Annotated in this window: 31 protein-coding genes and 1 pseudogene; 9 read left to right on the top strand and 23 right to left on the bottom strand. The window is 59.8% G+C overall.

Annotated features, from left to right (window positions below):
- Window positions 1-41: 41 nt before the first annotated feature.
- The 5 genes from ACN0SC_RS08235 to ACN0SC_RS08215 all read right to left on the bottom strand — a co-directional run bounded on the left by ACN0SC_RS08235 (window position 42) and on the right by ACN0SC_RS08215 (window position 4,111).
- A complete protein-coding gene (locus tag ACN0SC_RS08235) occupies window positions 42-371 on the bottom strand; it encodes an NIPSNAP family protein (protein WP_417249183.1) in 330 nt (109 codons plus the stop codon).
- On the bottom strand, window positions 368-841 hold the full coding sequence (locus ACN0SC_RS08230; RefSeq protein WP_417249182.1) for a TRAP transporter small permease: 474 nt from the start codon (window positions 839-841) through the stop codon (window positions 368-370). Before ACN0SC_RS08230 ends, ACN0SC_RS08235 begins: the two co-directional genes overlap by 4 nt.
- The gene (locus ACN0SC_RS08225) at window positions 838-2,124 is read right to left on the bottom strand and encodes a TRAP transporter large permease (protein ID WP_417249181.1); all 1,287 of its coding nucleotides are present in this window, start codon (window positions 2,122-2,124) and stop codon (window positions 838-840) included. Before ACN0SC_RS08225 ends, ACN0SC_RS08230 begins: the two co-directional genes overlap by 4 nt.
- A 52-nt stretch (window positions 2,125-2,176) precedes the next feature.
- Window positions 2,177-3,148: a TRAP transporter substrate-binding protein gene (locus tag ACN0SC_RS08220; protein ID WP_417249180.1), complete on the bottom strand. Its 972-nt coding sequence runs from the start codon at window positions 3,146-3,148 to the stop codon at window positions 2,177-2,179.
- Window positions 3,149-3,214: 66 nt separating this feature from the next.
- Complete coding sequence (locus ACN0SC_RS08215; protein WP_417249179.1) at window positions 3,215-4,111, bottom strand: NAD(P)-dependent oxidoreductase; 897 nt, start codon at window positions 4,109-4,111, stop codon at window positions 3,215-3,217.
- 133 nt (window positions 4,112-4,244) lie between these two features.
- Here ACN0SC_RS08215 and ACN0SC_RS08210 point away from each other — a divergent pair, with 133 nt between their 5' ends.
- Together ACN0SC_RS08210 and ACN0SC_RS08205 are read left to right on the top strand one after the other, a co-directional pair.
- Window positions 4,245-4,988 carry a FadR/GntR family transcriptional regulator gene (locus ACN0SC_RS08210; RefSeq protein WP_417249178.1) on the top strand — a complete coding sequence of 248 codons (744 nt, stop codon included), beginning with the start codon at window positions 4,245-4,247 and terminating at the stop codon, window positions 4,986-4,988.
- Between the two features lie 14 nt (window positions 4,989-5,002).
- The gene (locus tag ACN0SC_RS08205) at window positions 5,003-6,649 is read left to right on the top strand and encodes a thiamine pyrophosphate-binding protein (RefSeq protein WP_417249177.1); all 1,647 of its coding nucleotides are present in this window, start codon (window positions 5,003-5,005) and stop codon (window positions 6,647-6,649) included.
- Between the two features lie 74 nt (window positions 6,650-6,723).
- Here ACN0SC_RS08205 and ACN0SC_RS08200 read toward each other — a convergent pair whose 3' ends face one another.
- The 6 genes from ACN0SC_RS08200 to ACN0SC_RS08175 form a co-directional block, all read right to left on the bottom strand.
- The gene (locus ACN0SC_RS08200; RefSeq protein WP_417249176.1) at window positions 6,724-7,719 is read right to left on the bottom strand and encodes an ABC transporter ATP-binding protein; all 996 of its coding nucleotides are present in this window, start codon (window positions 7,717-7,719) and stop codon (window positions 6,724-6,726) included.
- Window positions 7,716-8,753 (bottom strand): Gfo/Idh/MocA family protein, encoded by a 1,038-nt coding sequence (locus ACN0SC_RS08195; protein WP_417249175.1) that lies wholly within the window; start codon window positions 8,751-8,753, stop codon window positions 7,716-7,718. Before ACN0SC_RS08195 ends, ACN0SC_RS08200 begins: the two co-directional genes overlap by 4 nt.
- Complete coding sequence (locus ACN0SC_RS08190; protein WP_417249174.1) at window positions 8,750-9,589, bottom strand: carbohydrate ABC transporter permease; 840 nt, start codon at window positions 9,587-9,589, stop codon at window positions 8,750-8,752. Before ACN0SC_RS08190 ends, ACN0SC_RS08195 begins: the two co-directional genes overlap by 4 nt.
- Before the next feature lie 12 nt (window positions 9,590-9,601).
- Window positions 9,602-10,516: a carbohydrate ABC transporter permease gene (locus tag ACN0SC_RS08185; RefSeq protein WP_417249173.1), complete on the bottom strand. Its 915-nt coding sequence runs from the start codon at window positions 10,514-10,516 to the stop codon at window positions 9,602-9,604.
- 61 nt (window positions 10,517-10,577) lie between these two features.
- Window positions 10,578-11,831 (bottom strand): ABC transporter substrate-binding protein, encoded by a 1,254-nt coding sequence (locus tag ACN0SC_RS08180; protein WP_417249172.1) that lies wholly within the window; start codon window positions 11,829-11,831, stop codon window positions 10,578-10,580.
- A 16-nt stretch (window positions 11,832-11,847) separates the two neighbouring features.
- Window positions 11,848-12,768: an N-acetylmuramic acid 6-phosphate etherase gene (locus ACN0SC_RS08175; RefSeq protein ID WP_417249171.1), complete on the bottom strand. Its 921-nt coding sequence runs from the start codon at window positions 12,766-12,768 to the stop codon at window positions 11,848-11,850.
- Window positions 12,769-12,947: 179 nt separating this feature from the next.
- On the opposite strand from ACN0SC_RS08175, the gene ACN0SC_RS08170 reads away from it, so the two are divergent.
- From ACN0SC_RS08170 to nagA, 4 genes are read left to right on the top strand one after another with little or no spacing between them, the layout of a single operon-like run.
- Window positions 12,948-13,844, top strand: a complete 897-nt coding sequence (locus ACN0SC_RS08170; protein ID WP_417249170.1) for a BadF/BadG/BcrA/BcrD ATPase family protein — start codon at window positions 12,948-12,950, stop codon at window positions 13,842-13,844.
- A complete protein-coding gene (locus ACN0SC_RS08165) occupies window positions 13,831-14,586 on the top strand; it encodes a GntR family transcriptional regulator (protein ID WP_417249169.1) in 756 nt (251 codons plus the stop codon). Before ACN0SC_RS08170 ends, ACN0SC_RS08165 begins: the two co-directional genes overlap by 14 nt.
- A 27-nt stretch (window positions 14,587-14,613) precedes the next feature.
- Complete coding sequence (locus tag ACN0SC_RS08160; protein ID WP_417249168.1) at window positions 14,614-15,645, top strand: SIS domain-containing protein; 1,032 nt, start codon at window positions 14,614-14,616, stop codon at window positions 15,643-15,645.
- Entirely contained in the window at window positions 15,642-16,781 is a 1,140-nt protein-coding gene (nagA, locus tag ACN0SC_RS08155) for an N-acetylglucosamine-6-phosphate deacetylase (RefSeq protein WP_417249167.1), read from the top strand. The genes ACN0SC_RS08160 and nagA overlap by 4 nt, the downstream gene beginning before the upstream one ends.
- A 194-nt stretch (window positions 16,782-16,975) precedes the next feature.
- Here nagA and ACN0SC_RS08150 read toward each other — a convergent pair whose 3' ends face one another.
- From ACN0SC_RS08150 to ACN0SC_RS08130, 5 genes are read right to left on the bottom strand one after another with little or no spacing between them, the layout of a single operon-like run.
- On the bottom strand, window positions 16,976-17,185 hold the full coding sequence (locus ACN0SC_RS08150; RefSeq protein WP_417249166.1) for a hypothetical protein: 210 nt from the start codon (window positions 17,183-17,185) through the stop codon (window positions 16,976-16,978).
- Window positions 17,182-17,934, bottom strand: coding sequence for an ABC transporter ATP-binding protein (locus ACN0SC_RS08145; RefSeq protein ID WP_417249165.1), 753 nt, complete (start codon window positions 17,932-17,934; stop codon window positions 17,182-17,184). Before ACN0SC_RS08145 ends, ACN0SC_RS08150 begins: the two co-directional genes overlap by 4 nt.
- A complete protein-coding gene (locus tag ACN0SC_RS08140; protein ID WP_417249164.1) occupies window positions 17,931-18,872 on the bottom strand; it encodes an iron chelate uptake ABC transporter family permease subunit in 942 nt (313 codons plus the stop codon). The genes ACN0SC_RS08145 and ACN0SC_RS08140 overlap by 4 nt, the downstream gene beginning before the upstream one ends.
- Entirely contained in the window at window positions 18,865-19,794 is a 930-nt protein-coding gene (locus ACN0SC_RS08135; protein WP_417249163.1) for an ABC transporter permease, read from the bottom strand. The genes ACN0SC_RS08140 and ACN0SC_RS08135 overlap by 8 nt, the downstream gene beginning before the upstream one ends.
- The gene (locus tag ACN0SC_RS08130) at window positions 19,795-20,682 is read right to left on the bottom strand and encodes a siderophore ABC transporter substrate-binding protein (RefSeq protein WP_417249162.1); all 888 of its coding nucleotides are present in this window, start codon (window positions 20,680-20,682) and stop codon (window positions 19,795-19,797) included. It abuts the gene before it with no gap.
- Between the two features lie 98 nt (window positions 20,683-20,780).
- Here ACN0SC_RS08130 and ACN0SC_RS08125 point away from each other — a divergent pair, with 98 nt between their 5' ends.
- Window positions 20,781-21,071, top strand: a complete 291-nt coding sequence (locus ACN0SC_RS08125) for a DUF2218 domain-containing protein (RefSeq protein WP_417249161.1) — start codon at window positions 20,781-20,783, stop codon at window positions 21,069-21,071.
- Window positions 21,072-21,157: 86 nt separating this feature from the next.
- Here the strand turns inward: ACN0SC_RS08125 and ACN0SC_RS08120 are convergent, their stop codons facing one another.
- The 4 genes and pseudogenes from ACN0SC_RS08120 to ACN0SC_RS08105 form a co-directional block, all read right to left on the bottom strand.
- A complete protein-coding gene (locus ACN0SC_RS08120; protein WP_417249160.1) occupies window positions 21,158-21,562 on the bottom strand; it encodes an OsmC family protein in 405 nt (134 codons plus the stop codon).
- Window positions 21,562-22,473 carry an MBL fold metallo-hydrolase gene (locus ACN0SC_RS08115; RefSeq protein WP_417249159.1) on the bottom strand — a complete coding sequence of 304 codons (912 nt, stop codon included), beginning with the start codon at window positions 22,471-22,473 and terminating at the stop codon, window positions 21,562-21,564. Before ACN0SC_RS08115 ends, ACN0SC_RS08120 begins: the two co-directional genes overlap by 1 nt.
- Window positions 22,470-22,706 (bottom strand): thioredoxin family protein, encoded by a 237-nt coding sequence (locus ACN0SC_RS08110; RefSeq protein WP_417249158.1) that lies wholly within the window; start codon window positions 22,704-22,706, stop codon window positions 22,470-22,472. Before ACN0SC_RS08110 ends, ACN0SC_RS08115 begins: the two co-directional genes overlap by 4 nt.
- Window positions 22,707-22,739: 33 nt before the next feature.
- Window positions 22,740-23,120, bottom strand: a pseudogene (locus tag ACN0SC_RS08105) (permease); the annotation flags it as partial.
- Window positions 23,121-23,225: 105 nt separating this feature from the next.
- Here ACN0SC_RS08105 and ACN0SC_RS08100 point away from each other — a divergent pair.
- The gene (locus tag ACN0SC_RS08100) at window positions 23,226-23,978 is read left to right on the top strand and encodes an outer membrane protein (protein ID WP_417249157.1); all 753 of its coding nucleotides are present in this window, start codon (window positions 23,226-23,228) and stop codon (window positions 23,976-23,978) included.
- A 495-nt stretch (window positions 23,979-24,473) separates the two neighbouring features.
- Here ACN0SC_RS08100 and ACN0SC_RS08095 read toward each other — a convergent pair whose 3' ends face one another.
- Window positions 24,474-24,719, bottom strand: a complete 246-nt coding sequence (locus tag ACN0SC_RS08095) for a hypothetical protein (RefSeq protein WP_417249156.1) — start codon at window positions 24,717-24,719, stop codon at window positions 24,474-24,476.
- Between the two features lie 76 nt (window positions 24,720-24,795).
- On the opposite strand from ACN0SC_RS08095, the gene ACN0SC_RS08090 reads away from it, so the two are divergent.
- Entirely contained in the window at window positions 24,796-25,188 is a 393-nt protein-coding gene (locus tag ACN0SC_RS08090; protein WP_417249155.1) for a hypothetical protein, read from the top strand.
- A gap of 305 nt (window positions 25,189-25,493) precedes the next feature.
- Here the strand turns inward: ACN0SC_RS08090 and ACN0SC_RS08085 are convergent, their stop codons facing one another.
- Window positions 25,494-25,889, bottom strand: coding sequence for an MFS transporter (locus ACN0SC_RS08085; RefSeq protein WP_417249154.1), 396 nt, complete (start codon window positions 25,887-25,889; stop codon window positions 25,494-25,496).
- A complete protein-coding gene (locus tag ACN0SC_RS08080) occupies window positions 25,886-26,518 on the bottom strand; it encodes a hypothetical protein (RefSeq protein WP_417249153.1) in 633 nt (210 codons plus the stop codon). The genes ACN0SC_RS08085 and ACN0SC_RS08080 overlap by 4 nt, the downstream gene beginning before the upstream one ends.
- Window positions 26,519-26,791 lie beyond the last annotated feature (273 nt).

Here is a 26,791-nt window from a genome sequence, read left to right as displayed (position 1 = left end):
CGCTCTTTCAAGCAGCCCTTGGCACATTCTTTTCCGCGCGATCAGTCTTTCTTCGGCTTTCCGAAGAAGGGAGCGGGCGTCAGGATCGTGTTTACCTGACGCAGCAGGTTCCCGCTTTCCTTACTCAGTTTAAGAAAGGCCTGCCACTCGGGGTCGGCGGCCAGTGCAGCGCGTTTTTTCGCGCGGTCGGCGGCATCCTCGTAAACCCAGATATGGACATAGGAATTCACATCCCCAGTCTCCACGGCACCGTAAACGACAGGTTCACCAAGATGGCGGCGCTGCGCTTCCCAACCGTGCTCTTCGTAGAGCTTCATGTGCGCCTTAATGCGGCCGGGGTGACAGGTGTAGGTGCGGTGATCGAGTATCATAAGGAGGAGTCCTTTCGTGTGATGAGTTGGAATATCTTGGCAAGCGAATAGCTCGCCATCACCGCACCCGAGACGGGAATTGCGGCGTAAAATAGGGAGGTTGGCAGCTTGAGGATGGGCGTAAGCGCACTGGCCTTCATGGTCAGGCTTGCGCCATACCATGTCATCGCGGCTAGAAAGGCCAAGGACATCGCCGTAACCAGAAGCGCCAGAACACGCTTGGGCACGGACGGCAGTACATTGTCCAGCCACGTGACCTGAAAGTGGTCATGCTCGCGCCAGAGCGCCGCGCTGCCCACAAAAACCATCCATGCAAACAGTCCCTGCACCACCTCGTCGAACCACGCAAACCCCGCGAGTTGGAAGGTCCGCGCAATCACGTTGATAAAGATCAGCAGGAACAGCGCGGCCAGACAGGTGATGGGCACAGCGCGAAGGATCGCGCCGATGATATGATCTATCCGTTTCATGGGGCGAACACCTTTTCAGGAAGCCAGAGCGACACGGCAGGCACGGCCACGACAAGTACAAGCACAAAGGCCAGACCGATCAGGTAGGGCACGAGCGCTCGCGACAGCCGTCCCACGGAGATATTCGCCACCGAGGCCACCGCGAAGATCACCATGCCCACGGGCGGGGTCAGAAGGCCCATCATGGAACACATGATCATGATCACGCCGAACTGGATCGGATCGACACCGATCTGCGCCATCACGGGGGCAAAGAGCGGGACGGTGAGGACGATCACAGCGATCCCTTCGAGGAACATGCCCAGCACCAAAAGGATCAGCACGACGATGGCGAGGATCACGGCGGGGCTGTCGGAGAAACCGATCATCGAGGCGACCAGTGCATCGGGCACCCGCTGGTGGATGAGCAGCCAGCCGAAAAAGCCCGCAGCGGCAATCACGAACATCACACGGATCGTGTGCTGCAACGTGTCCCAGAAGATACCAGGAAGCTGGCGCAGGGAGATTTCCTTGTAGACCACCATGGAGAGGAACATCGCATAGGCACTCGCGGCCACCCCTGCTTCGGTCGGTGTGAACAAGCCTCCGAAAATCCCCATGATAATGATTGCGGGCGTCAGCAGCGACAGTGCCGCATCCCAGAAGCTGAACCAGATTTCCTTCCAGTCGATATGATCGGCGCGCGGCATCTTGTGACGCAGGGCGATGATATAGACCGCAGCCATCAGTGCGATGGCCATCAGAACACCTGGAACGACACCCGCCAAAAAGAGTTTGGAAACCGACACGCCCGTGATCGACGCGTAGAGGACAAAGGGGATGGAAGGCGGAAAGACGGGGCCGATGGTCGATGAGGCCGCCGTAATCGCCGCGCTGAAATCGGGGTCATAGCCCTTGTCGGCCATAGCCTTGAGTTCGACCTGCCCCAGCCCTGCCGCATCGGCCACCGCCGCGCCCGACATGCCGGAGAAAAACAGGGAGGCGAGGACGTTGACCTGCCCCAGCCCGCCACGAACATGGCCCACACAGGCGTTTGCGAAGCGGAAAATACGCTCGGTAATCCCGCCCGTATTCATCAGCAAACCCGCAAGGATGAAGAAGGGAATCGCCAGCAGGGTAAACCCCGTGGTCGCGGAGAACATCCGCTGCGGGAGCATGGCGAGGATCTGGTAGTCACCGTGCAGGACGTAGAACCCGACCGAGGTGAGACCGAGCGCAAGCGCAATCGGCACGCCCAGAATGATCAGCAGCACCAGAGTGCCGAGAATGAGAAAGGTTGTCATTGGATGGCCCCAAAAGGGCCGCCCGCACCCTATAGGCGCGAGCGGCGCGATGTCAGTCGAGGAAGCTCAGGAAGGTGTCCATGTTTTCCTGACCCGAGTATTCGGCCACACGTTCGCGTGCAGGCCCCATCAGAGCGGAGAAGGCCGTAAGGTCGGGGCGCGTGACTTGCATCCCCGCCGCCTCAAGCTTGGCAATCTCGTCGGCTTCCTGTGCGATCACGGCCTCGCGCATCATGTTGCCTGCCCGCTTGCTTTCCTCGCGCAAGATGGTCTGCTGCTCTTCGGTCAGGCTGTCGAAGACATCCTTGTTAATGACATGGACCATCGAGTTGTAGACGTGACGGGTGATCGCCAGATGCTCCTGAAAGTCGTTGAGCTTGTAATGGTAGATCACGCCAATCGGGTTTTCCTGACCGTCAACAACGCCTTGGCTCAGTGCATTGGGAAGTTCGGGGAAGGCGATCTGTGTCGTGGAGGCGCCCAGCCCTTCGAGCGCGGCAACGATCTGTAACTCGGGTGGCGTGCGCAGTTTCAGCCCGTCCACGTCCTCAGGCGAATTGATCGGATGCTTGGAGTTGGTGATGTTGCGGAAACCGTATTCCCAGTTCGACAGAAGCACGAGCCCCTGCTCTTCCAGCTTCGGTCCCGCCCAGTCGGTGAACGGCCCGTCAAGCACCTCATGGGCGTGCTCGTAGCTATTGAAAGCGAAGGGCGTCATGACGGTGCCAAAGGCTTTCTCGTATTTGTCGAGGCCGCCCTGCGTCGGCAGGTTCATCTCGATCGCGCCGAGGATGGTTTGCTCAAGTTGCTCGGGCGGGCTGCCCAACTGGTTGGCGGGGTAAAGCTCAACGGCAATCGCGCCACCTGTGCGCTCTTCCACCGCTTCGGCGAAGCTTTCCGCCGCGATATGGCCCGGATGTGATTCAGCTGCGAAATGCGCCAGTCGCAGGGTAACATCCTGCGCGTAGGCCGCGCTCGTGAGAAGTGCCGATACGGCACCCGAGATCATGAGTTTCTTCAGCATTTTGGTTCCTCCCTGAAATGCATGATGGTGGCGTCCCCCGCTCCTCCTCGAACAGGGGACTGGTGATTATTCGGCGTCAGGCAAAGCCGCCTCGACCCCCGTCAAATCCTCATAGGCCTTGATCACAGCCGTACAGCCCTCGTCGCCATGCCCCATGATCGAGGCCAGCGCGTAGGTCTGATGCACCGATTGCGCCATGAAGCCTGGCAGACCCGCTTGCTCCAGCCATTCGGCGTAGTAGCGGACATCCTTCTGCGCATTCGACAGCGACATATGCGGGGTGAAATCGCGCTTGAGCGTCAACTCGCCGTAGAGGTCCATCATCCCCGACTTGCCGCCCGCCGCCGAAATGATCCCGATGACTTTCGTCATATCGAGCCCCTCTTTCGCAGCCAGAGCAAACCCCTCGCAGAAGGCCGCAACATTGGCGAAAGCGATGAAGTTGTGGATGAGTTTGAGGCGGATCGCGTGGCCCGCAGGACCGACGTGGAAAATGTTCTCCGCATAGGTCGAGAAAACAGGACGCAGCCGCTCCATCACCTCTTCCTCACCGCCGAAGAGAATATTGACCTCGCCGCGATCCGCATGTGCGGGCGTGCGGGTCATGGGCGCTTCGACATAGAGAACGCCAACGTCCTCACAGGCCTTGCGCATCAACTCGACATGCTCGGGCGATACCGTTGTGTGATCGACGAAAACATCGCCTTCCGACATTGCCGCCAATAGGCCGTCAGGACCGAGTGCCAGCCCCTGAACCGCCTCCGCCGTGGTGATGCAGACCATCACGACATCGCAGTCACGCGCCATCTGCACAGGTGTATCCCCTGCCCGCGCGCCATGTGACACCGCCAGTTCAACGCGCGCCGGATCAAGATCCGTCACCGTGAGGTCAATGCCCTTCTTGGCCATGTTCTTCGCCAAACCGCGGCCCATGCCGCCAAGTCCGATCAAACCGATTCTCATGCTGTCCTCCAAGTTTCCAAATTATTAAACATCAAATCAGTTGTCAGACAACCTGTTTTCTCATATCCTGTTTGAAGGACGGCTGCGAATTGCTTAAAATCGCATTCGACCGACTTATGGAGAGTTCGCTGAAATGACTGACACATCTGCCTTGTTCGATCCGATCCACCGTCCGCGCAGGCTGCCTGACGAGGTTGCGGCTTCTATTATCGGTGCCATCGAAAGCGGGCAGCTTGCCCCTGGCGACCGCCTGCCCACCGAGGCGGAACTGGCCAAGCGTTTTGGCGTGGCCCGCACAGTTGTGCGCGAGGCCATCTCGCTGTTGCGCTATGACGGGATGGTGGATTCACGGCGCGGCGTGGGGGCCTTTGTCACAGATGCCTCGCAACGCTCCGCCTTCCGCATCAGCCCCGCCTGTTTCGAGAAACGCAAACAGATCGTCCAGCTTTTGCAATTGCGCACGGGCGTGCAGGCAGGCGCTTCCGCGCTAGCCGCCACCGCGCGCACCGAGGACCAGATGGCCGAGATCGAGGAGATCTACGCACAGATGGCCGCCGCCGATGCCCGTGGGCCTGGTGAAGCGCTGGAGGAGCGTGTCGATGCCGAGCTTTTGCTCTACCGCCGCATTACGCAGGCCTCCGACAATCCCTATTACGCCGAGGTTGTCGCGATGATCGAAACCAACATCCAGAACAACCTGCGTTCCGCCTTCCTCAAGAACGCCGCCGCCTCCGAATTCGGCCCTGCGATCATGGAAGAACACCGCGCCGTGCTTGACGGCCTGCGCGAGAAGGACGCCGAAGCCGCCCGCGCGGCCACCCGCATACGTTTCGAACGCGCCGCCGAACGATTGGCCGCGCGCGCAGACTTCGCCTGAAAGGACCAAGAAGAATGACCGACACAACGCCCTCGCAACACGGAGGCGCCCTTCTCGCCGCCTGTCTCGAAGCCCAAGGGGTCGAGCGTGTTTTCTGCATCCCTGGCGAGAGCTATCTCGCGGCGCTTGACGGGCTGCATGATGCCGATATCGACGTTGTTGTGGCGCGTCAGGAAGGTGGCGCGGCGATGATGGCCGAGGCCACGGGGAAGCTCACAGGGAAGCCCGGCGTGGCTTTTGTCACGCGCGGACCGGGTGCGACCAATGCCTCTGCGGGGGTGCATGTCGCCTTTCAGGACAGCACACCCATGGTGCTTTTCATCGGTCAGGTGGCCTCCGACCAGCGCGACCGCGAGGCGTTTCAGGAGGTCGACTACCGCGCCATGTTCGGCCCGCTTGCCAAATGGGTGGGCGAGATCGACCGTGCCGACCGCATCCCCGAATATGTCAGCCATGCATTTCACATAGCGCAGACAGGCCGCCCCGGCCCTGTGGTTCTCTCCCTGCCCGAAGATATGCTCTCGGGCAGGGCCGAGGCGGAGGTCGTTCCCGCCGCGGTACTTCCCTCTGGCGAAGCGGCTCAGGCCGATATCGAGGCCGTGGTTGCGCGACTGGCAGTTGCGGAGAAACCGCTGGTCATTGTTGGCGGCGCAAGCTGGGACGCCGAGGCGGCCCGCGCTTTGGGGGCCTTTGCCGACACGATGGGCCTGCCCGTGGGCGCTTCTTTCCGCTGTCAGGACTTGCTCGACAACCGCCACCCCAATTACGTGGGCGACGTCGGAATCGGCATCAATCCTGCCCTCGCGCAGCGGGTGCGGGACGCCGATGTGATCCTCGCACTTGGGGCGCGTCTGGGCGAGATGACGACATCGGGTTACACCCTACTCACCCCGCCCGTCGCGAAACAGGCGCTGATCCACATCCACGCCGATCCCAGCGAGATCGGCCGCGTCTATCGCCCCGAACTTGCAGTTGTTGGTCAACCTGGCCCCGTGGTCAAACAACTCGCCAAAGCCGCACAGGCGCGTGCGGGCGGCAACTGGCTGCGTGACGCGCGCGCCGACTACAAGGCGTGGCAGGAGCCGCAGGAAACGCCAGGTGCGCTGAAGATGGAGCAGGTCATCGCACATCTCAACGAGGCACTTCCCGACGATGCTATCCTGACCAATGGCGCAGGGAACTATTCCGCATGGCTTCACCGCTATTACCGCTATCGCGGCTGGCGCACACAACTGGCCCCCACATCAGGTTCGATGGGCTACGGCCTGCCCGCCGCTGTTGCCGCCAAGCTGGAGCATCCCGACCGTGACGTGATCTGTCTGGCGGGGGATGGCTGTTTCCAGATGGTGTCGCAAGAGTTCGGCACCGCCTGCGAATACGGCGCGAATATCATCGTGATCATTTCCGACAACGGCATGTATGGCACGATCCGTATGCACCAGCAGCGCCATTACCCGAACCGCCCGTCAGGGACGCAGTTGCAAAACCCCGACTTCGCGGCACTGGCGCGGGCCTATGATGCCTTCGGCACAACGGTGGAGAAAACCGAAGACTTCGCCCCTGCCCTTGCGGAAGCGCGTGCAAGCGGGCGTCCTGCCATCCTCCACCTGAAAATCGACCCTGCGGCTCTCGGCCCCAAGGTCCGCCTCGAAGGGCATTGAGGCCCAAAAATGCAAAGGACCGACGGCTTTAAACGCCGTCGGTCCCTGTTTACACCGCCCTATGTGGGCTGGAATTATCTGACGCGATTGCCACCTTCGTCGAAGTAATAGGCTGCCGCACCATCAAAGCCGAATCCAAGCGTCCCGCCCGCCTTCAGGTCATGCTGTCCGAAAAGCCGCGCGGTGATTTGCAACTCGCCCACCTTCCCGATCACATTGGTGTCGCCACCCAATTTCTCGACATGGGTGACATCCACCTGTAGCGGGCCATCGTCAGCCAGAAACAGATCCTCGGGCCGCACGCCAAGGGTGCGTTTGTCCCCTGCGTTCACGAGATCCGCAGGCATGAAGTTCATCGCAGGCGAACCGAGGAAACCCGCCACGAACTTGTTGACGGGATCATTGTAAAGCTCCATCGGGCTTCCCACCTGCTCCACGCGCCCGTCTCGCAGCACCACGATCTTGTCGGCAAGGGTCATAGCCTCGGTCTGGTCATGGGTCACATAGACCATCGAAGCACCAAGCTGGTCGTGAAGCGCGGCAATCTCGACCCGCGTGTTCATGCGCAGCGCGGCGTCGAGGTTGGACAGAGGTTCGTCAAAAAGAAACAGCTTCGGATTGCGCACGATCGCGCGGCCAATGGCCACCCGTTGACGCTGACCACCCGAGAGTTCCGAGGGCAAACGGTCGAGATAAGCATCGAGGTCGAGCATCCGACTGGCTTCGGCCACCCGCGCGTCGATCACCTCCTGTGAGCGTTTCTCCTGCTTGAGGGCCAATGACATGTTCTTGCGCACATTGAGGTGCGGGTAGAGCGCATAGCTTTGGAACACCATCGCGATGCCGCGTTTGGAGGGCGGCACGTGGTTGACCACCTCGCCGCCGATCCGCACCTCACCCGAGGTCGCATCCTCCAGCCCCGCGATCACACGCAGAAGGGTGGATTTACCGCAGCCCGAAGGGCCGACAAAAACGACAAACTCGCCTTCTTCGATCTCGATATTGATGTCCTTGAGCACTTCCGTCTTGTCGAAGGATTTGCACACGTTTGTCAGGGTCAGCGCCGTCATGGCGTTACCTCCTTCAAGCTAACAGGGCGTCCGGTCCGCACGCTCTCGTCGGCGGCCAGACAGATGGCGAGCGACTGAACGGCGTCTTGTTGATGGCGGGAAAGGTCGATGTCGTCGAGAATGGCGCGCAGCATATAGTCCTGCTCGCGGTCGCAAAGCTCCTGATGACCTGGTTCCTTTGGCATATTGATCAGCCGATCCTCGCCGCCCGTGCGATGGACCAGAACCGCGCCGACCTTGGTGTGGCTGTCCACGTTGGAGGAATCCGCCTTGTCGGCCTCGGTAATCGACACGGCACCCGCGGGCGAGATCACATCCTTCACGAAGAAGGCGGTTTCCGACATCATCGGCCCCCACCCCGCCTCATACCAGCCCACCGAGCCGTCATCGAAGGTCACTTGGAACTGGCCGTAGTTATACATATCGGGCGCGATCTCGTCGGACAGGCGCAGCCCCATCCCGTTCACACTCACGGGGCGGGCGTCGGTGATCTGGCACCAGACATCCACATAATGCACCCCGCAATCCACGATGGGCGGCGTGGTGTCCATGAGCGCCTTATGCGTCTCCCATTCGCCCCCCGTGCTCTGCTGGTTGAGGTTCATGCGGAAGACGTAAGGCCCGCCAAGCGCACGCGCCTCCTCGATCAGGCGTTCCCAGCTTGGATGGTGGCGCAGGATATAGCCGACCACCAGTTTCTTCTCCAACCGTTGCGCCGCCTCGACCACGCGCTCCGCGTCCGCGACCGTCGTGGCCAGAGGCTTCTCGACAAAGACATGCGCCCCCGCTTCCATCGCCGCCACTGCGTAATCGGCGTGGCTGTCGGAATAGGTAGCGATCACCACCAGATCGGGCTTGGTGGCCGCCAGTGCCTCCATGTAGTTGGTATAGACGGGATAGCCAGAAAGCGCCTCGTTTTCGACCACTCCCGAGCGATTGACCAAGCCGACAATTTCGGCCTCCGAATGGGCGTGATGGGCGAGCGCATGGCTCATCCCCATGTTGCCAAGACCGGCAATAAGAACCCGTATCATTTCACAGCTCCTGAAGTAATGCCGCGGATAAGTTGCCGCGAGAAGATCACGTAGAGAACCAGCACCGGAAGAATGGCCATCGACAGCGATGAGAGAACCGCATTCCAGTCGGTGACGAACTGGCCGATGAAGACCTGACTTCCAAGCGTCAGCGTTTTGGTTTCCTCGGCGGGCGCGAGGATGAGCGGGAACCACAGATCATTCCAGATCGGGATCATGTTGAACACCGCCACAGTGGCCAGCGCGGGCCGCACCAGAGGCAGCACCAGCTTGAAGAAAATCGCATATTCCGACAGCCCGTCGATGCGCCCCGCGTTCTTGAGATCATCCGAGACCTGCCGCATGAACTCCGACAGGATGAACACCGCCAGCGGCAGCCCCTGCGCCGAATAGACAAGGATCAGCGCCCAGAGCGTATTGACCAACCCCGTGGACACCATCATTTCCAGAATGGCCACCGTGCCGATACGGATCGGGATCATGATGCCGAGCGCGAGATAGAGGCCCATCAGGGTGTTGCCCTTGAACCGGTATTCAGCGAGCGCATAGGCCGCCATCGCGCCAAACAGCAGGATGATGAAGAGCGAACCGACCGTGACAATCATCGAGTTCTGGAAGTAGAGGAAGAAGTCCCCCTGCTTCATCACCGTCTGATAGCCGATCAGCGAGAAACTCTCCGCATCAGGCAGCGCCAGAGGTTCGCGGAAAATCGCGCGGCGGGATTTGAAGCTGTTGATGAGGATGATGAACACAGGGAACATCGCGATCAGCGTGTAGATGATCAAGACGCCATGCATCGCAAGCGCGTTGATCGGATTTGTGCGTGCCGATTTCATCTTGCCTGCTCCTTACAGCTGATAGCGACGGATGCGCGTCTGGATGCCGAAGAGGTAGATACACACCCCGATGAGAATGATCGCAAACATCCCTCCCGCAATCGCCGAGCCCATATAGGGATCACCCAGTTGCAATTGGAAACCGAAGAAGGTGCGATAGAGGAAGGTGCCCAGAATATCGGTGGAGAAATCAGGCCCCGCCAGCGCACCTTGGGCGGCATAGATCAGGTCGAAGGCATTGAAATTCGCCACGAATGTCAGGATCGAGATGATCCCGATTGAGGGCAGGATCAGCGGCAGTTTGATCTTCCAGAACGCCGACATGCCCGTGATACCGTCCACCTCGCCCGCTTCCAGTATCTCTTGGGGGATCGACAGAAGGGCGGCGTAGATCAGCATCATCGGAATGCCCACGAACTGCCAAACGGAGACCAGCGCCAACGTCGTGAGCGCAGTTTCTTCCTTCCCCAGCCACGGCGAGAAAAGCGATTTCAGCCCGACAGCGTCAAGCATAGAGGGCGCAATGCCCCAGATCGGAGACAGGATGAGTTTCCACGCAAAGCCCACGATGACGAAACTCAGAATGGTCGGCACGAAAATCGCCGAACGGTAGAGCGCGGAGAAACGCAGGCGCGGATGGCTCAGGATTGCGGCCAATGCGATACCAATCGGGTTTTGCACCAGCATGTGTATCACGAAGAACCAGACGTTATTGCCAAGCGCGTTCCAAAACTGCTCCGACCACAGCGGATCACCGAAGAGCGTTTTGAAGTTCTGAAGACCGACGAAGACCCGCACCTGATCCACTTCCCGAAAAAGCGAAAGGCGCAGGGTGTTGAACAGCGGAAAGATCATCACGGCGGTGTAGATCAGCACCGCAGGTGCCAGAAACACGACAATGTGCCAGCGGATTTTGGGCTTTTGCATGGGATGCTCCGAAAGAAAATCCCGAACGCCGCGCGGGCGTTCGGGAGGTATTTAGGCGCGCTTATTGCTGCGGCTCATACCAGCTTGCGAGACCAGCTTGAAGCTCTTCGCCCAGCTCTTCGGGGGTTTTGGTCCCCTTGATAGCTGCGGCGGAAGCGCCCCAAGTCTCGTTCTCGAGGTTCGGCGTGCCGCGCGACAGGATCTGGTAGGTCGAGCGGATCGTGCTTTCGCACTCGGAGCGCCAGCCAATGAACTCTTTGGCAAGCGGATCTTCCATCTCGACAGGCGTGTCGGAGAGCGGGAAGAAGCCCGGAAGCGCGTTGCCGAAGATCGTCGCGAACTCGGGGCTTGCGACCCATGCGAGGAAGGTTTTCGCGGCTTCGGGATGCTCGGTCGAGGTGTTCATGCCGATACCGATATCGGTGTGATCGGAGATGTAGCAGGTGTCACCCGCGTTTTTCACTGGCGGCTTGAAAGCGCCCATCTCGAAATCAACCAGCGAGTTGAAGCCCGCGATTTCCCACGAGCCAGCGGGATAGATCGCCGCGCGGCCCAGAGTGAAGATGTTCTGGCTGTCGGGATAGGTCTGAGCCTCGAAACCGTCGCCCAGATAATCGGCCCATTTCGCAAGCGTCGCATAGGGTTCAACCCATTGCGGATCGGTGAGCTTCTGCTCGCCGTTGATCAGCGCCAGACGTCCCTCTTCACCCTTCCAGTAGGTCGGGCCGATGTTTTGGTAACCCATCGTGGCGGCTTCCCACTGGTCATTGGTGCCCATGGCCATCGGGATGTAGCTGCCGTCTTCCTTGAAGGCTTCCAGCGCGGCGAAGAATTCATCCTCGGTCGTGGGAACTTCAACACCGACTTCTTCGAATGCGTCCTTGTTGTAGATGAAACCGTGGATCACGGAGGCCATCGGCACACAGAAGGTCGCGGAGCCGTCATCGGTCTGCCACGCGGATTTGGCAACGTCGGAGAAGTTGCTCATGGCGTCCATGTCGCTCAGATCGGCAAGGTGGCCCGCATCATAAAGCGCCAGCGACACGTCAAAGGGACGGCAAGTCAGCAGATCGCCCGCAGAGCCCGCATCCAGCTTCGAGTTCAGCACCGAGTTGTATTCAGCGGGCGCCGAGGGCACGAAGTTCAGCTTGATACCGGGATGCTCAGCCTCGAAAGCAGGGATGATCTTGTCCTGCCACAGCGTCAGGTCGTCGTTACGCCAGCTTTCGATGGTCAGCGTCACGTCCTGCGCATAGGCGCTCGTTGCAACCAGCGCGGTGCCAGCAAGTGCCAGCGAGATAATCTTACGTTTCATTGTTAACTCCCATGTATTAGTTGTTGTTTCTGCTATTGTTTTTGATTTTGTCCAACAGGGGACGCAGATGCCCCTTGCTGGAATTCAGATGCGCTCTTGCCTCGGAAAGATCGGCCACGCCGCAGGCGATCAGGATGGCCGCTTTGACCTCTCCCTGCGCCCGCTCAATGGCATCGGCAGCCGCGTCTTCATCCACTTCCGCGATCGTGGAGACGATCATGCGGGCACGGGCGCGCAGCTTAATATTATCCGCCGTAAGGTTGACCATCATGCCGTCATAGACATGCCCCAACTGCACAGCCATCAGCGTCGAGAGCATGTTCAACGCGATCTTCTGCGCCGTCCCTGCCCCCATGCGGGTCGAACCCGACACGAGTTCGGGCGGGGTCGGCAGGAGGATGGAAAAATCACTGAGCGCAAGAAGTTCGGCGCCGTCATTATTGGCGATACCGATGACCGCCGCCCCTGCCGCACGCGCCAGACGTGCGGCCTCATTGGTAAACGGCGTGGAGCCACTGGCGGAAACGGCGATCACTGTGTCACGCGCAGCAATATCGGCAAATTCGTCTCGTATCTGACGCGTATCGTCCTCGGTGCCCCCTGGCATCTCCGCAGAGGTCGGCAATCCGCCCGCCATATGGATACGCACTTGGGAGGACGGGATCGAGAAGGTGCCGCCCAATTCCATCGCATCCGCAGCCGCCATAAGCCCCGATGAGCCCGCCGCCGTGTAGCGCAGAACACCACCGCTGGAGATTGTCTCGGCCATCGCCTTACTCGCGGATGCAATCTGGGAGGCAGCAACCTCGGCAGCGCCGGCAGCTTCCCTTTGACCACTCGCGAGAATCTGCGCAAGCTCATCCAGCGCAAGGCGGTCCATACCGCCAGCCCTGTCGTGCAACTTCTCAGTGGTCCTATGCTTCACAAGCGCCCCCATTGGATTAACAATTAGAGTGCCTATAAAATACCATTTGTCTACCACTTTGTCATTTTCCAGTTGCACGGCCCCATAAATCGCAACTTTCTGCACAAAATTTAAACAAACTCCTGCACACGCCTCTCCAATATAGCTTTTCCACCTTCCCCAATTCAGAAAGGTATTATATAGGTATGATCATGAGCAAAACGCCTGATCATACCCCCTTGCCCGTTGTGGCCATCGACGGCGGCGGAACCCGCTGCCGTGTTGCGCTGCGCGATGCGTCGGGGGATACGGTTGTGAAACTTGGATCAGCGAATGTGACCTCGGATTTCGACGCGGCGATTGCTGTGATTCGAGATGGGGCGGCGCAACTGTGCGCACGTACTGGCATGTCTCCCGACGACCTTTTCGCCCTGCCCACCTACGCGGGGCTTGCGGGTGTTGAGGGGCCGTCCATTGCCGACCGAGTTGCCCGCGCCCTGCCCTTCACCCACATCCGCGTCGAGCATGACCGCGCCTCGGCGCTCAAGGGCGCTTTGGGCAACCGCGACGGTGCGCTGGCCCATTGCGGCACGGGGTCGTTCTTCATCACCCAGATCAACAAGGTGCCGCGCTTTGCGGGCGGCTGGGGCCCTGTGCTGGGCGATCCCGCCTCGGCGCAATGGGTCGGGCGGCGCGTGCTCTCGCTCACGCTGGACGCACTGGACGGGCTTTTGCCCCACAGCGCCCTCTCTCGCGCAATCCTGACCACTTACGAGGATGCGGAGGGTATTGTGACCTTCGCCGCCACAGCCACCCCCGCCGCCTTTGGTGCGCTCGCCCCCGAGGTGACGCGCCACGCCGACGAAGGCGACGCCATCGCGCGTCAGGTGCTTGGGGAAGCAGCAGATTACATCGCCGATATCCTGCCGAAACTCGGCTGGGCATCAGGCATGGACCTGTGCCTTACAGGCGGGATAGCTCCGCAATTTTCTGCCTACCTCCCCGAGGAGATGCAACGCCAGATCATCGCGCCATTGGGCGAACCCCTGTCGGGCGCTTTGATGCTCGCGGAGGCCTACCGCGAGGAGATTGCACATGAATGTTGCTGAGTTCCTCAAGCCCGACACATGGTTCACCGCCCACGCGGGACCGCGCTACGTGCAGTTGCGGCATCGTTTGGAAGAGGCGATCAACATGGGCATCCTGCCCCCCAACTCCTCCCTGCCCCCAGAACGCGAGATTGCCGAGATCACCGATCTCTCCCGCGTCACGGTGCGCAAGGCCATTCACGAGCTGGTCAAGACGGGCATGGTCGAACAGCGGCAAGGATCGGGCTCCTTCGTCCGCGCCCCCGTCGCGCGGGTCGAGCAATCGCTGTCGCACCTGACTTCCTTCACCGAGGATATGAAAAGTCGCGGGCTGGAGACCACCTCACGCTGGCTGGAGCGCGGTGTCTTTCTACCCTCACCCGAAGAAATGATGATGCTGGGCCTGCCAAGCGGCAGTTCGGTCGCGCGGATTTATCGTCTGCGTGAGGCGGGGGATCAACCGATGGCGCTCGAACGCGCCTCCCTGCCCCTCGATATCCTGCCCAATCCCGTCGAAGTCACGGTCTCACTCTATGATGTGCTGGAGCGCAGCGGCAACCGTCCCGTGCGCGCAGCGCAGAAGATCTCCGCTGTGAACCTCACACCCGAAGATGCCGCCCTGCTAGGCGTCGCCGAGGGCGCGGCGGGACTGAGCATCCAGCGTATCTCCTATCTCGAAAGCGGGCGGGTCGTCGAAGTGACGAAGTCCGTCTATCGCGGCGACGCCTACGACTTCGTGGCCGAACTGCGCCTCTCCGATTGACCCGCCAAACAAGAAGGCTGCCAACCCATGTCCGTTGATCCACAAACGCAAATGCGCCGCGAAATCCTCGAAATACCCGATGCCGTTGAGCGTCTGCTTGGCGATGGAGCGGCACAGGTCGAGGCCACCGCCAGCGCTATCCGCGATGCCTCCCCCCGCTTTCTGTTGTCGGTTGCACGCGGTTCCTCGGACCATTGCGCCACCTACCTCAAATACGCAGCCGAACTCCTTCTGGGCCTGCCAATGGCCTCCGTTGGCCCCTCGGTCAAATCGATTTACGGCGTGGATGTGTCGGGCGCGGGCAGCCTGTGCCTCTCGGTCTCCCAATCGGGCCAAAGCCCCGACACCGTGAGCCTTGTGGACGCCTTCACGCGTACAGGCGCCTATAGCGTGGCCATCACCAATGACGCCACCTCACCGCTGGCGAAAGCAGCCACATCCACCCTACCCATCCATGCGGGCGCGGAACTGAGTGTCGCGGCGACAAAGACCTTTGTGACCTCGCTCGTCGCGGGGATCTGGCTTCTGGCGGAGATCAAGCAGGATGACGCCCTGCGCAAAGCCATCCGCGCCCTACCGCAGCAGTTGGAACAGGCGGTGCATTGCGACTGGTCCGCCGTGATCGGGGCCGTGACGGGCAATTCGCTCTACACCCTCGGACGCGGGCCGTCGCTGGCCATCTCCAACGAGGCGGCGCTCAAGTTCAAGGAAACCTGCCTGCTCCACGCGGAGAGCTATTCGAGCGCGGAAGTGCTGCACGGTCCTGTCTCGGTTGTGGGCGAAGGCTTCCCCGTCATCGCCTTTGCCGCGCATGATGCCGCCGAGGACAGCGTGGCAGAGGTCGCCGATGCGCTCGCGGACAAGGGCGCGCGGGTCTTTGCCACCACATCGCGGGTGAAAGCCTCGGAGCAATTGCCCCATGTTCGCACGGACCACTGGCTGACCGATCCGATCGCTTTGATCGCCTCCTTCTACGCCATGGTCGAGCCACTTGCCGTGAGCCGTGGCATCAACCCCGACACGCCGCGCCATCTTAAGAAAGTGACCGAAACGGTATGACACAGGATAGGGTAACATTCCGCAACGGGCGGATTTTTGACGGGTCATCGCTGCTCGATGGTTATGCGGTCAGTTTCGAGGGTGGGAAGCGCTGCGCCTTCGGACCTGACGCGGAGGTTAGGGATTGCGGCGAAGTCATTGATCTGGATGGGGACATTCTCAGCACGGGCTATGTCGATCTACAAGTAAACGGCGGCGGCGGCGTCATGCTCAATGACGATCCATCGCTGGACACGCTCACCCGCATGGCGCGCGCGCACCGTTCCCTTGGCGTGATCAGATTCCTGCCCACGTTGATCACCGATGCGCCAGACGTGACCCGCGCCGCCATTGCCGCCACGAAAGAGGCGGTGCGTGCAGGCGTGACGGAAGTGGCTGGTCTGCACCTTGAGGGGCCGCACCTGTCGATCCCGCGCAAGGGTGCCCATGATGCACGCTTCATCCGTAAAATGGACGACGAGGATATGGAGGTGCTACTAGACGCGGCGCGCGCCCTGCCCTGTCTCAAGATGACGCTGGCGCCTGAGTCCGTGACGGCGGAGCAAGTCACCACCCTGTCGCAAGCGGGCGTGCTGGTCTCGCTCGGCCATACGGATGCGGATTACGCCGCCTGCCGCGCCTATATGGACGCGGGCGCGCGCTGCGCGACCCATCTGTTCAACGCCATGAGCCAGCTTGGCAACCGCGAGCCAGGCCTTGTCGGTGCGGCGCTATCCAATGGCGCGGTCTCGGCGGGGCTGATTGCCGATGCGATCCACGTCCACCCTGCCAGTATGCGCACGGCGTGGCGAGCAAAGGCCCAGCCAGGCCAGATTTTCCTCGTCACGGATGCAATGGCTGTTGCGGGCACGGATGATGCCTCCTTCCAACTCAACGGTCGCACGATCCGCCGCGAGGACAACAGCCTGAGACTGGAGAACGGCACATTGGCGGGGGCGGACCTTGATCTGACCACGGCCATCCGCAATCTGGTGGAGAAGGTTGACGTGCCCCTTGAGCACGCGCTTTTCGCCGCCACCCTTGCGCCCGCAAATCTGATCGGTGTGGAGTTGCGCGGCCCTGCGTCACCTGACTGCACACGCGCCGACCTCATCCGTATCAAGGCGGACCTGAGCGCCGCCACCCCGCTGGGCTGAAGCGCCACAACCAAGAGACAAAAAGCCCCGCTCCCGCCAGAAGAGGCTGTAGGGAGCGAGGCGCTCGGCACCTGCGCAAAGACTTCAGAACACACAAGAAAATCTTTGCGAACCGCCACCGCCCTCAAATGGGATGAGTCGGGAGGTTGGTGAGAGGGCCGAAAAGGAATGTCTTTCTCGTTTCAACCCGCCTGTCAGTGGGCGCTGGCCATTTCCGTGCCTGCGCCCGCAACCTGCTGCGCAGGTGAGGCCGCGGAGCGGGAAATGTGCGAGCCGCGCCCTTCGGAGACATTCACCGTGCGTGTGAGGCGGATCTTGCCTTGCGTCGCAGGGATCGCATGGATTTCCACATCGACTTTTTCGACTTGGGCGAAGGGCGTCACACCCGTGGCGGGGTAAGTCACACCGTCATGACGATGCGCCGCCCGTCGATCTCCACCACATCCACCCGCGTGTCGTAGAGGTCGGACAGCCCCTCTTCGTTCAGGACCTCTTCGGGCGTCCCTGCACTGTGCAACCGCCCGTTCTTGAGCGCAATCACATGGTCGCAATGGGCGCCCGCAACCGTCAGGTCGTGGATCACCACGGCGACGGTGCGTCCCATATTGACCTCCTCGCGCGCCACCCGCATCACCGTGCGGGCGTGGGAGATATCGAGGTTGTTGAGCGGCTCGTCGAGCAGCATCACGTCCCCCGTCTGTGCCAGCACCATCGCCAGAAGCGCCCTTTGCCTCTGCCCGCCCGAGAGCGCGTCAAGGTAGCGATCCGCGAACTCCCACAGGTCGAGCCGCGCAATCGCCTGCTCCACGATCACCTTGTCCGCACCGCTCATCGTGCCGCGCGAATGTGGATACCGCCCAAACGAGATCAGGTCGCGCACGCTCAGGCGCGGGGTGACGGGCGTGCTCTGGCGAAAGATCGACAGGCGCTTGGCCAGCGCGGCGGTGGCAATGTCACCGATGGGAAAACCGTCGAAGAGCACCTCGCCACCGCGGATCGGCGTGAGCCGCCCCATCGTGGTCAAAAGAGTCGACTTGCCCGCTCCGTTCGGCCCAACGATGGCGGTGAGCTTGCCCTTGGGAAGCGCGAGGGTGATGTCGTGCAGGATCTTTGCACCGTCGATGGCAACTGTGAGATTTCGGGTTTCGATCATCGGGATTTCCGCGAGAACAGGAGGATGAGAAAGACAAGGCCGCCGAGGGCTTCGATCACCACGGAGACCGAGGTTTGCAACGACAGCACCCGCTCGAAAAGGGTCTGCCCCGCAACCAGAAGCGCGGCACCGAGCATCGCGGCGGCGGGCAGCAGGTGGAGATGGCGCCACGAGCCAATCACGCGATGCGTCAAAGCCGCCACGAGCAGTCCGAAGAAACTCACGGGCCCGATCAGCGCGGTGGAGGTGGAGACCAGAATGGCGATCACGGCGAGTAGCCTGCGGGTGTGTGCCGCGTAATCCACGCCCAGCCCAAGCGCGGTATCGCGCCCCAAAGCCATGACATCAAGGCGGCGGTGGATCGCCATGAAATAGGCAAAGCAAAGCGCGGTAATCGCGAAACATATCCATGTCAGCTCCGTGTGCACCGCATTGAAACGCGCGAAGCTGGCCTGTTGGACCACGGAAAATTCGGAGGGGTCTATGATCCGGTTTATGAGCGACGTGATCGAGCGGAAGAAGACACCGAGGATCAGCCCCGTCAGCACCATCCGCCCCAGATCCTGCGCCCCGCGCAGCACTAGCCCAAAGAGCGCCAGCGCCGCAAAGGTCATCACCGCCGTTTCCGCAAAGAACTTCGGGATCGCCGCGATCCCCGCATACCCCACGCCCCCGATGAAGAAAACGAGCGCGGTCTGGATCATCAGGTAGAGCGCGTCGAACCCCATGATCGACGGGGTCAGAATGCGGTTGGCGGTGAGCGTCTGGAACACGACCGTCGAGGCCGAGACAGAAACCGCGAAGGTGATCAGCGCCACCAGCTTGATGCCGCGAAACGGGATGATGAAGTCCCAATTCCCCCGCGCACCCGTGGTCATAAAGGCAAGCATCGCAAGGGTGAGGAGTGCACCAAGCGCGAGGAGTCGCGATCTAGCCATGGCGCGCCCTCCCGTGCAAAATCCAAAGGAACAGCGCCGCGCCGATCACGCCGAGGATGGTGCCAACAGGGATCTCGAAGGGGTAGCGGATCACGCGCCCGAGGATGTCACAGGCCAGCACCAGCCCTGCCCCGCTTGCCGCCACGATCGGCAAGGTATGGCGCAGGTTCTCGCCGTAGATGCGGGCGACGAGATTGGGGACGACGAGGCCGACGAAGGGCACCATACCCACAGTCACCGTCGTGACCGCCGAGATAACGGCCACAATGGCCAGCCCGAGCATCAACACCTGCCCGTGGTTAAGGCCGAGCGAAAGTGCCGCATCCTCGCCCAACCCCGCCAGAGTGAAACGATCCGCGTAGACATAGGCAATCACGGTCAGCGCGCCCGCGAGCCACAGGTATTCGTAACGCCCCAGCATAACGCCCGAAAACTCGCCGTTCACCCAGATATCGAGGTATTGCAGCAGGTCGCGCTCATAGGCCAGAAAGGTCGTCGCCGCGCCGATGATCCCGCCATAGACCAGCCCAGTGAGCGGCACGAGCATGGGATCGTGCGGCGGGAGGCGGCGCACCAGTGACAAAAAACCAGCCGTCCCGATCAGCGCCGTGACCGTCGCCGCGCCCATCTTCGCCCATAGCGCGGCACCTGGTGCCAGAAGCGTGACCACGACCAGACCCAGTGCTGCGGCCTGCGAGGTTCCTGCGGTAGAGGGTTCAACGAATTTGTTGCGCGAGAGCATCTGCATGATCACCCCCGCAACGGCCAGTCCCGCCCCTGCAAGAAGGGCCGCAGCCGTGCGCGGCAGGCGACTGTAGAACAGCAGCCAGATGCCATCCCCTGACAGCGACGAGACCCCCGTGAGACAACTCACGAGGGCCAGGACCGCAAGGGTCGCAACGATGATCGCCTTGGCGCGCACTTAGCCGCCGAATGCCGATTTCAGGATCGACAGGGTTTCCATCGTCGACTGGATGCCACCAGCGGCAAGGTAGAAGCCGCTTGCGTTGAGGTAGACGATCTGGCCCTTCTGCGCAGCCGTCGTATCCGCGATGATCGCATTGTCGAGCATCTCCTGTGCGCTCTCACCTTCCGCACCGATGGCGGCAGCACGATCAAGGACGAGAATCCAGTCGGGATTGGCCTCACGCACGAATTCAAAGGAGATGGATTCCCCGTGCGTGCTGTCTTCCAGCCCCTCAATCACTTCGGGCAGGTCCAGTGCCTTATGCAGCCAACCGAAACGCCCGCCCGCACCATAGGCGGAGATTTTGCCACCGTTGGTCAGAAGGATCAGGGCCGTGCCCTTGTCAGCGACCGCCGCTTTCGTGGCTACGATCTCGGCATCGAGTTCCGCCACCAGCGCCGCAGCCTCGTCCTCTTTTCCGAACAGCTCACCATAGGCCTCAAGCCGCGCGCGCGCCTGCGCCAGAAGGTCGTCTCCATACATGGTCATGTCGACGGTTGGTGCGATTTTCGACAGCGCCTCCACCTGAGACGAGGACCGCCCTCCCGCCACAATCAAATCGGGCGCGGCTGCATTGAGCGCCTCGAAGTCGGGCTCGAACAGCGTGCCGAGATTGCCTTCGTAGGATTCGAGGTAGGGCAGATAGGTTTTGTTCACCGAAGTCAGCCCGTCAACTTCCAACGCATCAAGCATATCGAGTGCCGCCAGATCGTAGACGGCAACGGAAGCGGGTTGCGCGGGCACGGTGGCAGGCCCCGTGGCCGTTTCGATGGTGATGTCATCTGCAAAAGCGGCCGTGGCGCAGAAGACGGCCGTAGCCGCGGCTGTAAGAGTGCGAAGCATGAGATGTCCTGTCAGCGATTCATTTCTGACTGTTTGGATAAGGTATTGCATTCAAGAGGTGCAACCCCTATTTCCGATGAAAACAATAGGATATGGAAATGCCCCGACAAACTGGAACCTTTCACACCGCACATGCCTCCAAATACCTGCAACAGATGTGCAAGCATTTCGCGCATAAGGTGGAAGTGAACTACGATCCCACGCACGGCGAGGCCAAGATGCCCTTTGGTACGGCGACCTTCGACGCCACCGACGAATTGCTGACCGTCACGCTGGACGCGCAGGCGCCCGAGCAACTCGACAAAGCCCGCGATGTGATCGACGTGCATCTGCAAAAATTCGCGTTCCGCGAGGAATTTGACGGGATGAATTGGGAAGAGGCGGTTTAGACGGGCCGCCCCCTTTCCCCACAAAAACGCGCCCCCGAATGCGGGGACGCGCCTGATCTTGTCAGCAAAGCGGGATTGCTCGCGCCTCACCCTTTGCGGCGGATTGTTCCGACCAACTCGCAGGCCTCCGCCAAAGTGTTGGAGATGGTGCCGTATTTGCGCAGGTTGCGGTGCAGGAGATCCAGCCGATTGTCGTTCTCGTCGGTCTCCACCACGATTTCGTAATCGATCCGCTGCATCTTCGGCGGGCTGTCCTGACGCACTCCGTGCAGGCGGATTTCCATGCCACCCAGATCGAAGTCAAGCATCGGAGCCACCCGCTCGGCACCCTTGAGCATACAGGCGGCGAGACTGGCCAGCAGCAACTCGGCGGGGTTGAAGGCATCCGCACGCCCCGCCATATCAGTGTCCAGAACGATGCGGGCCTCTTCGGTCGTGGCTTCGGAGCCGTGGCTGTCGATACGACGAGCTGTGACGGTATAGTCGAGCATTATTCCCACTCCATTTCCTCATAGGTCGCCTGCGCATTGCGGCCCGCAAGCGCGTCGAATTGCGCAAGGTCTTGCCACGGCGTCTGATCGATGGACGGCACTTGCATGATATCACCCCCCGCCTCGATCAACGCCCCGATTTGCGCACGCAGGTTCACGAGGTAGTCGCGGGTGTCGCGCGTGGCGGTCGGCAGATCGGTCGGGCCACCATGCCCAGGCACGATATGTGCGGGATTGAACGCCGCCATTTCATCGAAGACCGCGATCCAACTGTCGGTGTCGCGCGCGGGACCATTGCCCAGCAAGCGGTCGACATAGACGATATCGCCCGTGAACATCACATCCCGCGCCTCCAGCCAGACGAAACTGTCCCCCGCCGTATGCGCTGCACCACGATGCATGATGTCGAAACCGTAGCCTCCGACCTCAAGCCTGTAGTCGCTCTCGAAGGTCACATCGGCATAGGCGGGTTCGGTGCCCTCCAGCCCCTCGCCCAGAAACTGCGTCAGCGCGATCATATGCTCCTGTTCGCGGGCATGGTGATCCGCAAGTGCCGCTTGCGAGGCGATCACGGTTGCGCCCTGCCCTTGCCAATAGCTGTTGCCGAGCCAGCGGTGATCCTGCCCGCCCGTGTTGATGATATGGGTCACGGGCTGGTCGGTGACACTGCGGATCACCGCGTGCAACTCTTCCGCCCCCTGCCACGACCCGCCCGCATCCATCAGCACCGCGCCCTCGGGTGTGACCACAAGTCCGAAGGTGGCGTTGTTGGCGAGGTTCTGCGGGTTACGCTGTTCCAGCGGCCCGACGATAGCCCAGACATCCTGCGCAACGGGGCGCAGGTCGAGACCATCGGCAAAACCCGCAACAGGCGCGGCGAGTGCGATAGCGGTGATGAGATGGCGGATCATCCCTGCAACCAGCCTTCGAGCTTCACCGCATCAGGCAGGCCACCCGCATGGACCAGCGCGCCATCGACGGAAATGCCAGGGGTGGACATAACACCCGCCATAGCAATGGACTTGGCATCGCTGACCTTTTCGATCTCGACGGCGACGCCGAGTTTGGCGGCGGTCTCTCGGACCATGGTTTCAGTTGTCTCGCAGCGTTTACAGCCAGGGCCGTAGATTTTGACAGTTTTCATGGAAACATCCTTTCGGGAAAGATCGTCAGACGATTACAGGAGAAAGTTGAACAGGAAGCCTGTGGCGAGAATGCCCACCGAGACCACGGCGATGAAAATCGCGATCAGGCGGAGCGTCAGCACCTGCTTGAGAATGATCATTTCGGGCAAGGACAGTGCGATCACCGACATCATAAAGGCCAGAGTTGTGCCGAGCGCCGCGCCCTTGCCCAAGAGCGCCTCAACGATGGGAATGACGCCCGCCGCATTGGTATACATGGGCACGCCCACCACGACCGCCGCAGGGACCGACCACCATGCCTCGCCGCCCATAATCTTGAGCATCATCGCTTCGGGAACATAGCCGTGGATGGCTGCACCGATACCGATACCGACCAGCACCCAGATCCAGACCTTGCCGACAATCTCGCGCACATCTTGAGGCTTGTCTCTCAAATTCATTCTGAATATTAAATATGTTGTTTGGCCTTTAGGCAAACAAAGGCTGAATCACCGTTAAATATTGTAAGGAGTAATCAAATGCTTCGTGGTTTCACACTGCTATGCGCCACAGCCGCCTCAACTTTCCCGATAGTTTTGACAGCGGGTAGTTTGAGTGACCCAATAGTTGAACCAGTTCCGTCCGCTCCTGTGGATGCAGCACCTCAGCCAGTTAATATTGATTGGAGCGGCGCATATGTTGGCGTCGGTTTGGGCTACGGCGCCGGTGATGCGTTTGCAAAGGATGTCATTCAAGCAGATCTTGGAACCGGGGCCAGTATTTTTAATAGTGATTTTTCACTAGATGGCCCACTAGGCACCATCCATGCGGGGTATAACTGGAATGTCCGCCAAAATTGGATTTTGGGGATTGAAGGAGAGGTAAGCCTTGCTGGTACGGTCGACGGTTCGTACCTGGCAACTGACGGTAGATCAACGGTTGACATCTCCTATGGGAAAATGGCGCAGTTGCGTGCCCGATTGGGCTACACAATGAACCGAGCAATGTTCTATGGCGCCGTTGGTCTTGCTGGTGCTGAAATTAGCATCGACGCAACCCATTCTACGGGAGCCGTTTTCAAAGGTGACAATTACCAAATTGGGGGAGTCATCGGCCTTGGGGTCGAATATGCCCTTACCGATGACTGGTTGCTGCGGGCCGAAGTAAATTACGCTGATTTCGGAAGCGCTGATTACAGCCTAGAACACACTGGTGGCACATACTCCGCTGCTGAAGCAACAGGAGGCGGGACCGGTACACTTGTGCGTTTGGGAGTTAGCTATAAGTTCTGATCCGATATCCAGACGAATTCCTTTAGAAGCCGAGGGGCAACTGCCCGAACTTCAATAGATTTCGTAAACACCACATAGCTCTTGGTTTTCTCAACCAAAGAGCTATGTGGATTGGCCTGCCACAGGTCTGATGCACTCCCAGAGATTTCCCATAATAGATGACTGCGCCCCCCGCTTGAAACTTCGGGTTCGCAGTCGCTAATGGATGAAGCGTGTTCGAAGCGTAGGTATCACCGCCGCCCCGAACTTGAGCGCTCTACCCCCCCCTTCAAAGAGGGACCCTAGGATTAGTACTGTTTTACAAAAAGTTCTCTGGGAGCAAGGTTGCGTCGAGTCGGCCGCAGCCCGTTCGAGATCGTCAACGCCCGACATTGCTGCCCTTCCAGATGAACCGTTGCGACCTAAATCGATCTAGCAGCATTCCTCGCCCCGTTCACCATCGCCAGCTTAGTTGTTAGATAGGACACCCCAGCTTAACTCAATGACTATCACGCTTCAGCTCGTCATGACTTTGGGGAAAATATGGCGCGACCGCACAATTTGTTTGCTGGTCAGTGCATTAGGAGCGACGCCTCTTTGATCTCTGCTGGTCCAGCCATTGACGTGGCGGGGCCATTCCCGACACCAAAACCACGGCGTCGCCCCCTCCATCACGCTATCGGCGACGATCTGCACCACCGCCGCACCCGCCTTCCCGACATGCGGGGTCAGGGTGAAATCGGGCCGTTCAAGCAGCGCCATATAGGGATGCTCCGCTGCGGGCGAGTTGAACACCGCATCCAGTAACTCCTTCCGCCCCATGACGCTAATGAGGGGTGTGATTGGCGTAGACGAAGTCGGCGAAAACGAAGACGAAGTCGCGATCAACGACCTTGAACTCACTTTCGATTTCAGCGGCGGCACCGTACATGGTGATGCGTACAATTCTGCTTTCTATGTCAGCAACGGCAGTGAACAGATTTCTATAGGCCGCGATCTGGAAATCACGGGTGGGCCTAGATCCGTAACAAGCACGGGCTTTACAGCTAGAGCTTCCGGCGACTTGATTGACGCAGGCGACACCATCGGCATTGACGGAATGCTCGAAGGGGAATTCTACGAATATGGCTACTTCGGTGCGAAAGTGGGTGATCTCAACGCCGATCTGACTACGCCAGACGGAACTGACACGGCCCAAGGCGGCTTTGCAGCATACGAGGTATCTCCATGACCGCGTGCGCATGACACGCCCGCTACAGGTGGCGGGGTATCCTCTTCCTCTCTGCCGCCTCCATCTGAAACGACCACTATCTCCAAGTCTCCGTTCCACGATCAACTTATAGGTTGCCATAAATTGTTCTTGCCTAGGCCTTGAACAATGTAGAGGCGTGGACCTCATGGTCTGGCAGCTTGCAATTGGGCAGCAGAGCAACGAGATCAGGCCATCGCATGAAAAAACTTGAAAACCAGATTTGACAATAGCTCCAAACGTTCACACGAACGCCCAAGATCAGAAATTCTGATACTGGCCTTCTTCTATCCTTTGCTAGCCTTTGTTTGGATTAATAAGAAAGAAAACGCCGCGCCAAATGCCGCAAACATCAATGCCGCTTGATAGTTTTGAAATATGTCAAACAGTATGCCTGCAGAATAAGGCCCCAACAGTCCGGCAATTGCCCATGCCGTAAAAACCCGAGAATAAACGATCGTTCCGAGAGTCACACCAAAACGATGAGAAAGATAGGCTGGGTACGCTGCAATGGTCCCACCATATGTGAAACCAACAATTGCCAGTCCGACTATCGTTATATTCAGTTCAGCTATAGCTGCCATAAATAGCAAGGCAACACATGACAGTCCCGCAAGAGAAGCCAAGACAAGCCGCCCGCCGATTTTGTCTGTCAAAACGCCTGCCATCAAGCTACCAATCATATTCGAAAACGCGATGACGACGGGCGCTCCGATGCTCCAAAACGCCCCCCTCCCCTAGAGTCTGTCAGGCCTGAGGCATGGCCAATAGCCATGAGGCCTGCAGTTACGGCACCACAATAGCTGAGCCACAACCAGATGGTTTGGGGGCGGGACAGAGTACCAACACCAATATCGACGCTACCGTCAGCACCAGAGAAATACATAAATAGGGATCGCGAAAGAACCAAAGCACTTGCTGCGGAGAACACCACCAAACAAACCGCCAGAAAAAGAAGCGCAGCAGTCCACCCGCCAAAGTCGATCGCAATGCGAAGCGGAAGAGGGAATACCACAGCCCCCAAAGCGTAAGAAGCGGTGGCAATTCCCATCGCAAAGCCTTTGCCCTGTGGGAATGCTCTCCCTGCTAATTGAAGCGCATAGCCATAGCCCATGCCGTTCGCACCGCCAAAAACCACACCGAACCCTATCCACGCGAATACAATTGATGAACCGAGTGCAGCCACCGCACATCCCACTGCAGCAACCGTACCAACAATTGCAACATAGATGGCTGGGGTTACACGATCATACAGCCTGTGCCCCCAAAAAACCGATGCTGCAAGCGATGCCAATGCGATAGAGTAAGTCATGCTTGCCGAACTGCGCGAAACGAATAGTTCCGCCTCTATCGCTAGCAGTAGAACCGAAAATGCATGTATCGATCCGAGACCAAAGGTTAAGAGCGCTGCGCCCCAAAGCACACTGTTCCGTCTTACAAAAGTCACGCATCACCCGCTTCGACTATTGATTTCTTTGCTGCCGGCACACTGATTAAGCCAAATCTGCCTGTGGCTAGTATTCTTTTTAAACTCATGTTCTGCCCAAATTCTGTATTCCAAAGGCCCTCAATGGCGCCATGAAGC

Origin of the sequence: Celeribacter sp. (assembly GCF_048261515.1) — a bacterium.
GTDB lineage: Bacteria > Pseudomonadota > Alphaproteobacteria > Rhodobacterales > Rhodobacteraceae > Celeribacter.
This window is presented reverse-complemented; position numbering and strand designations above follow the sequence as displayed.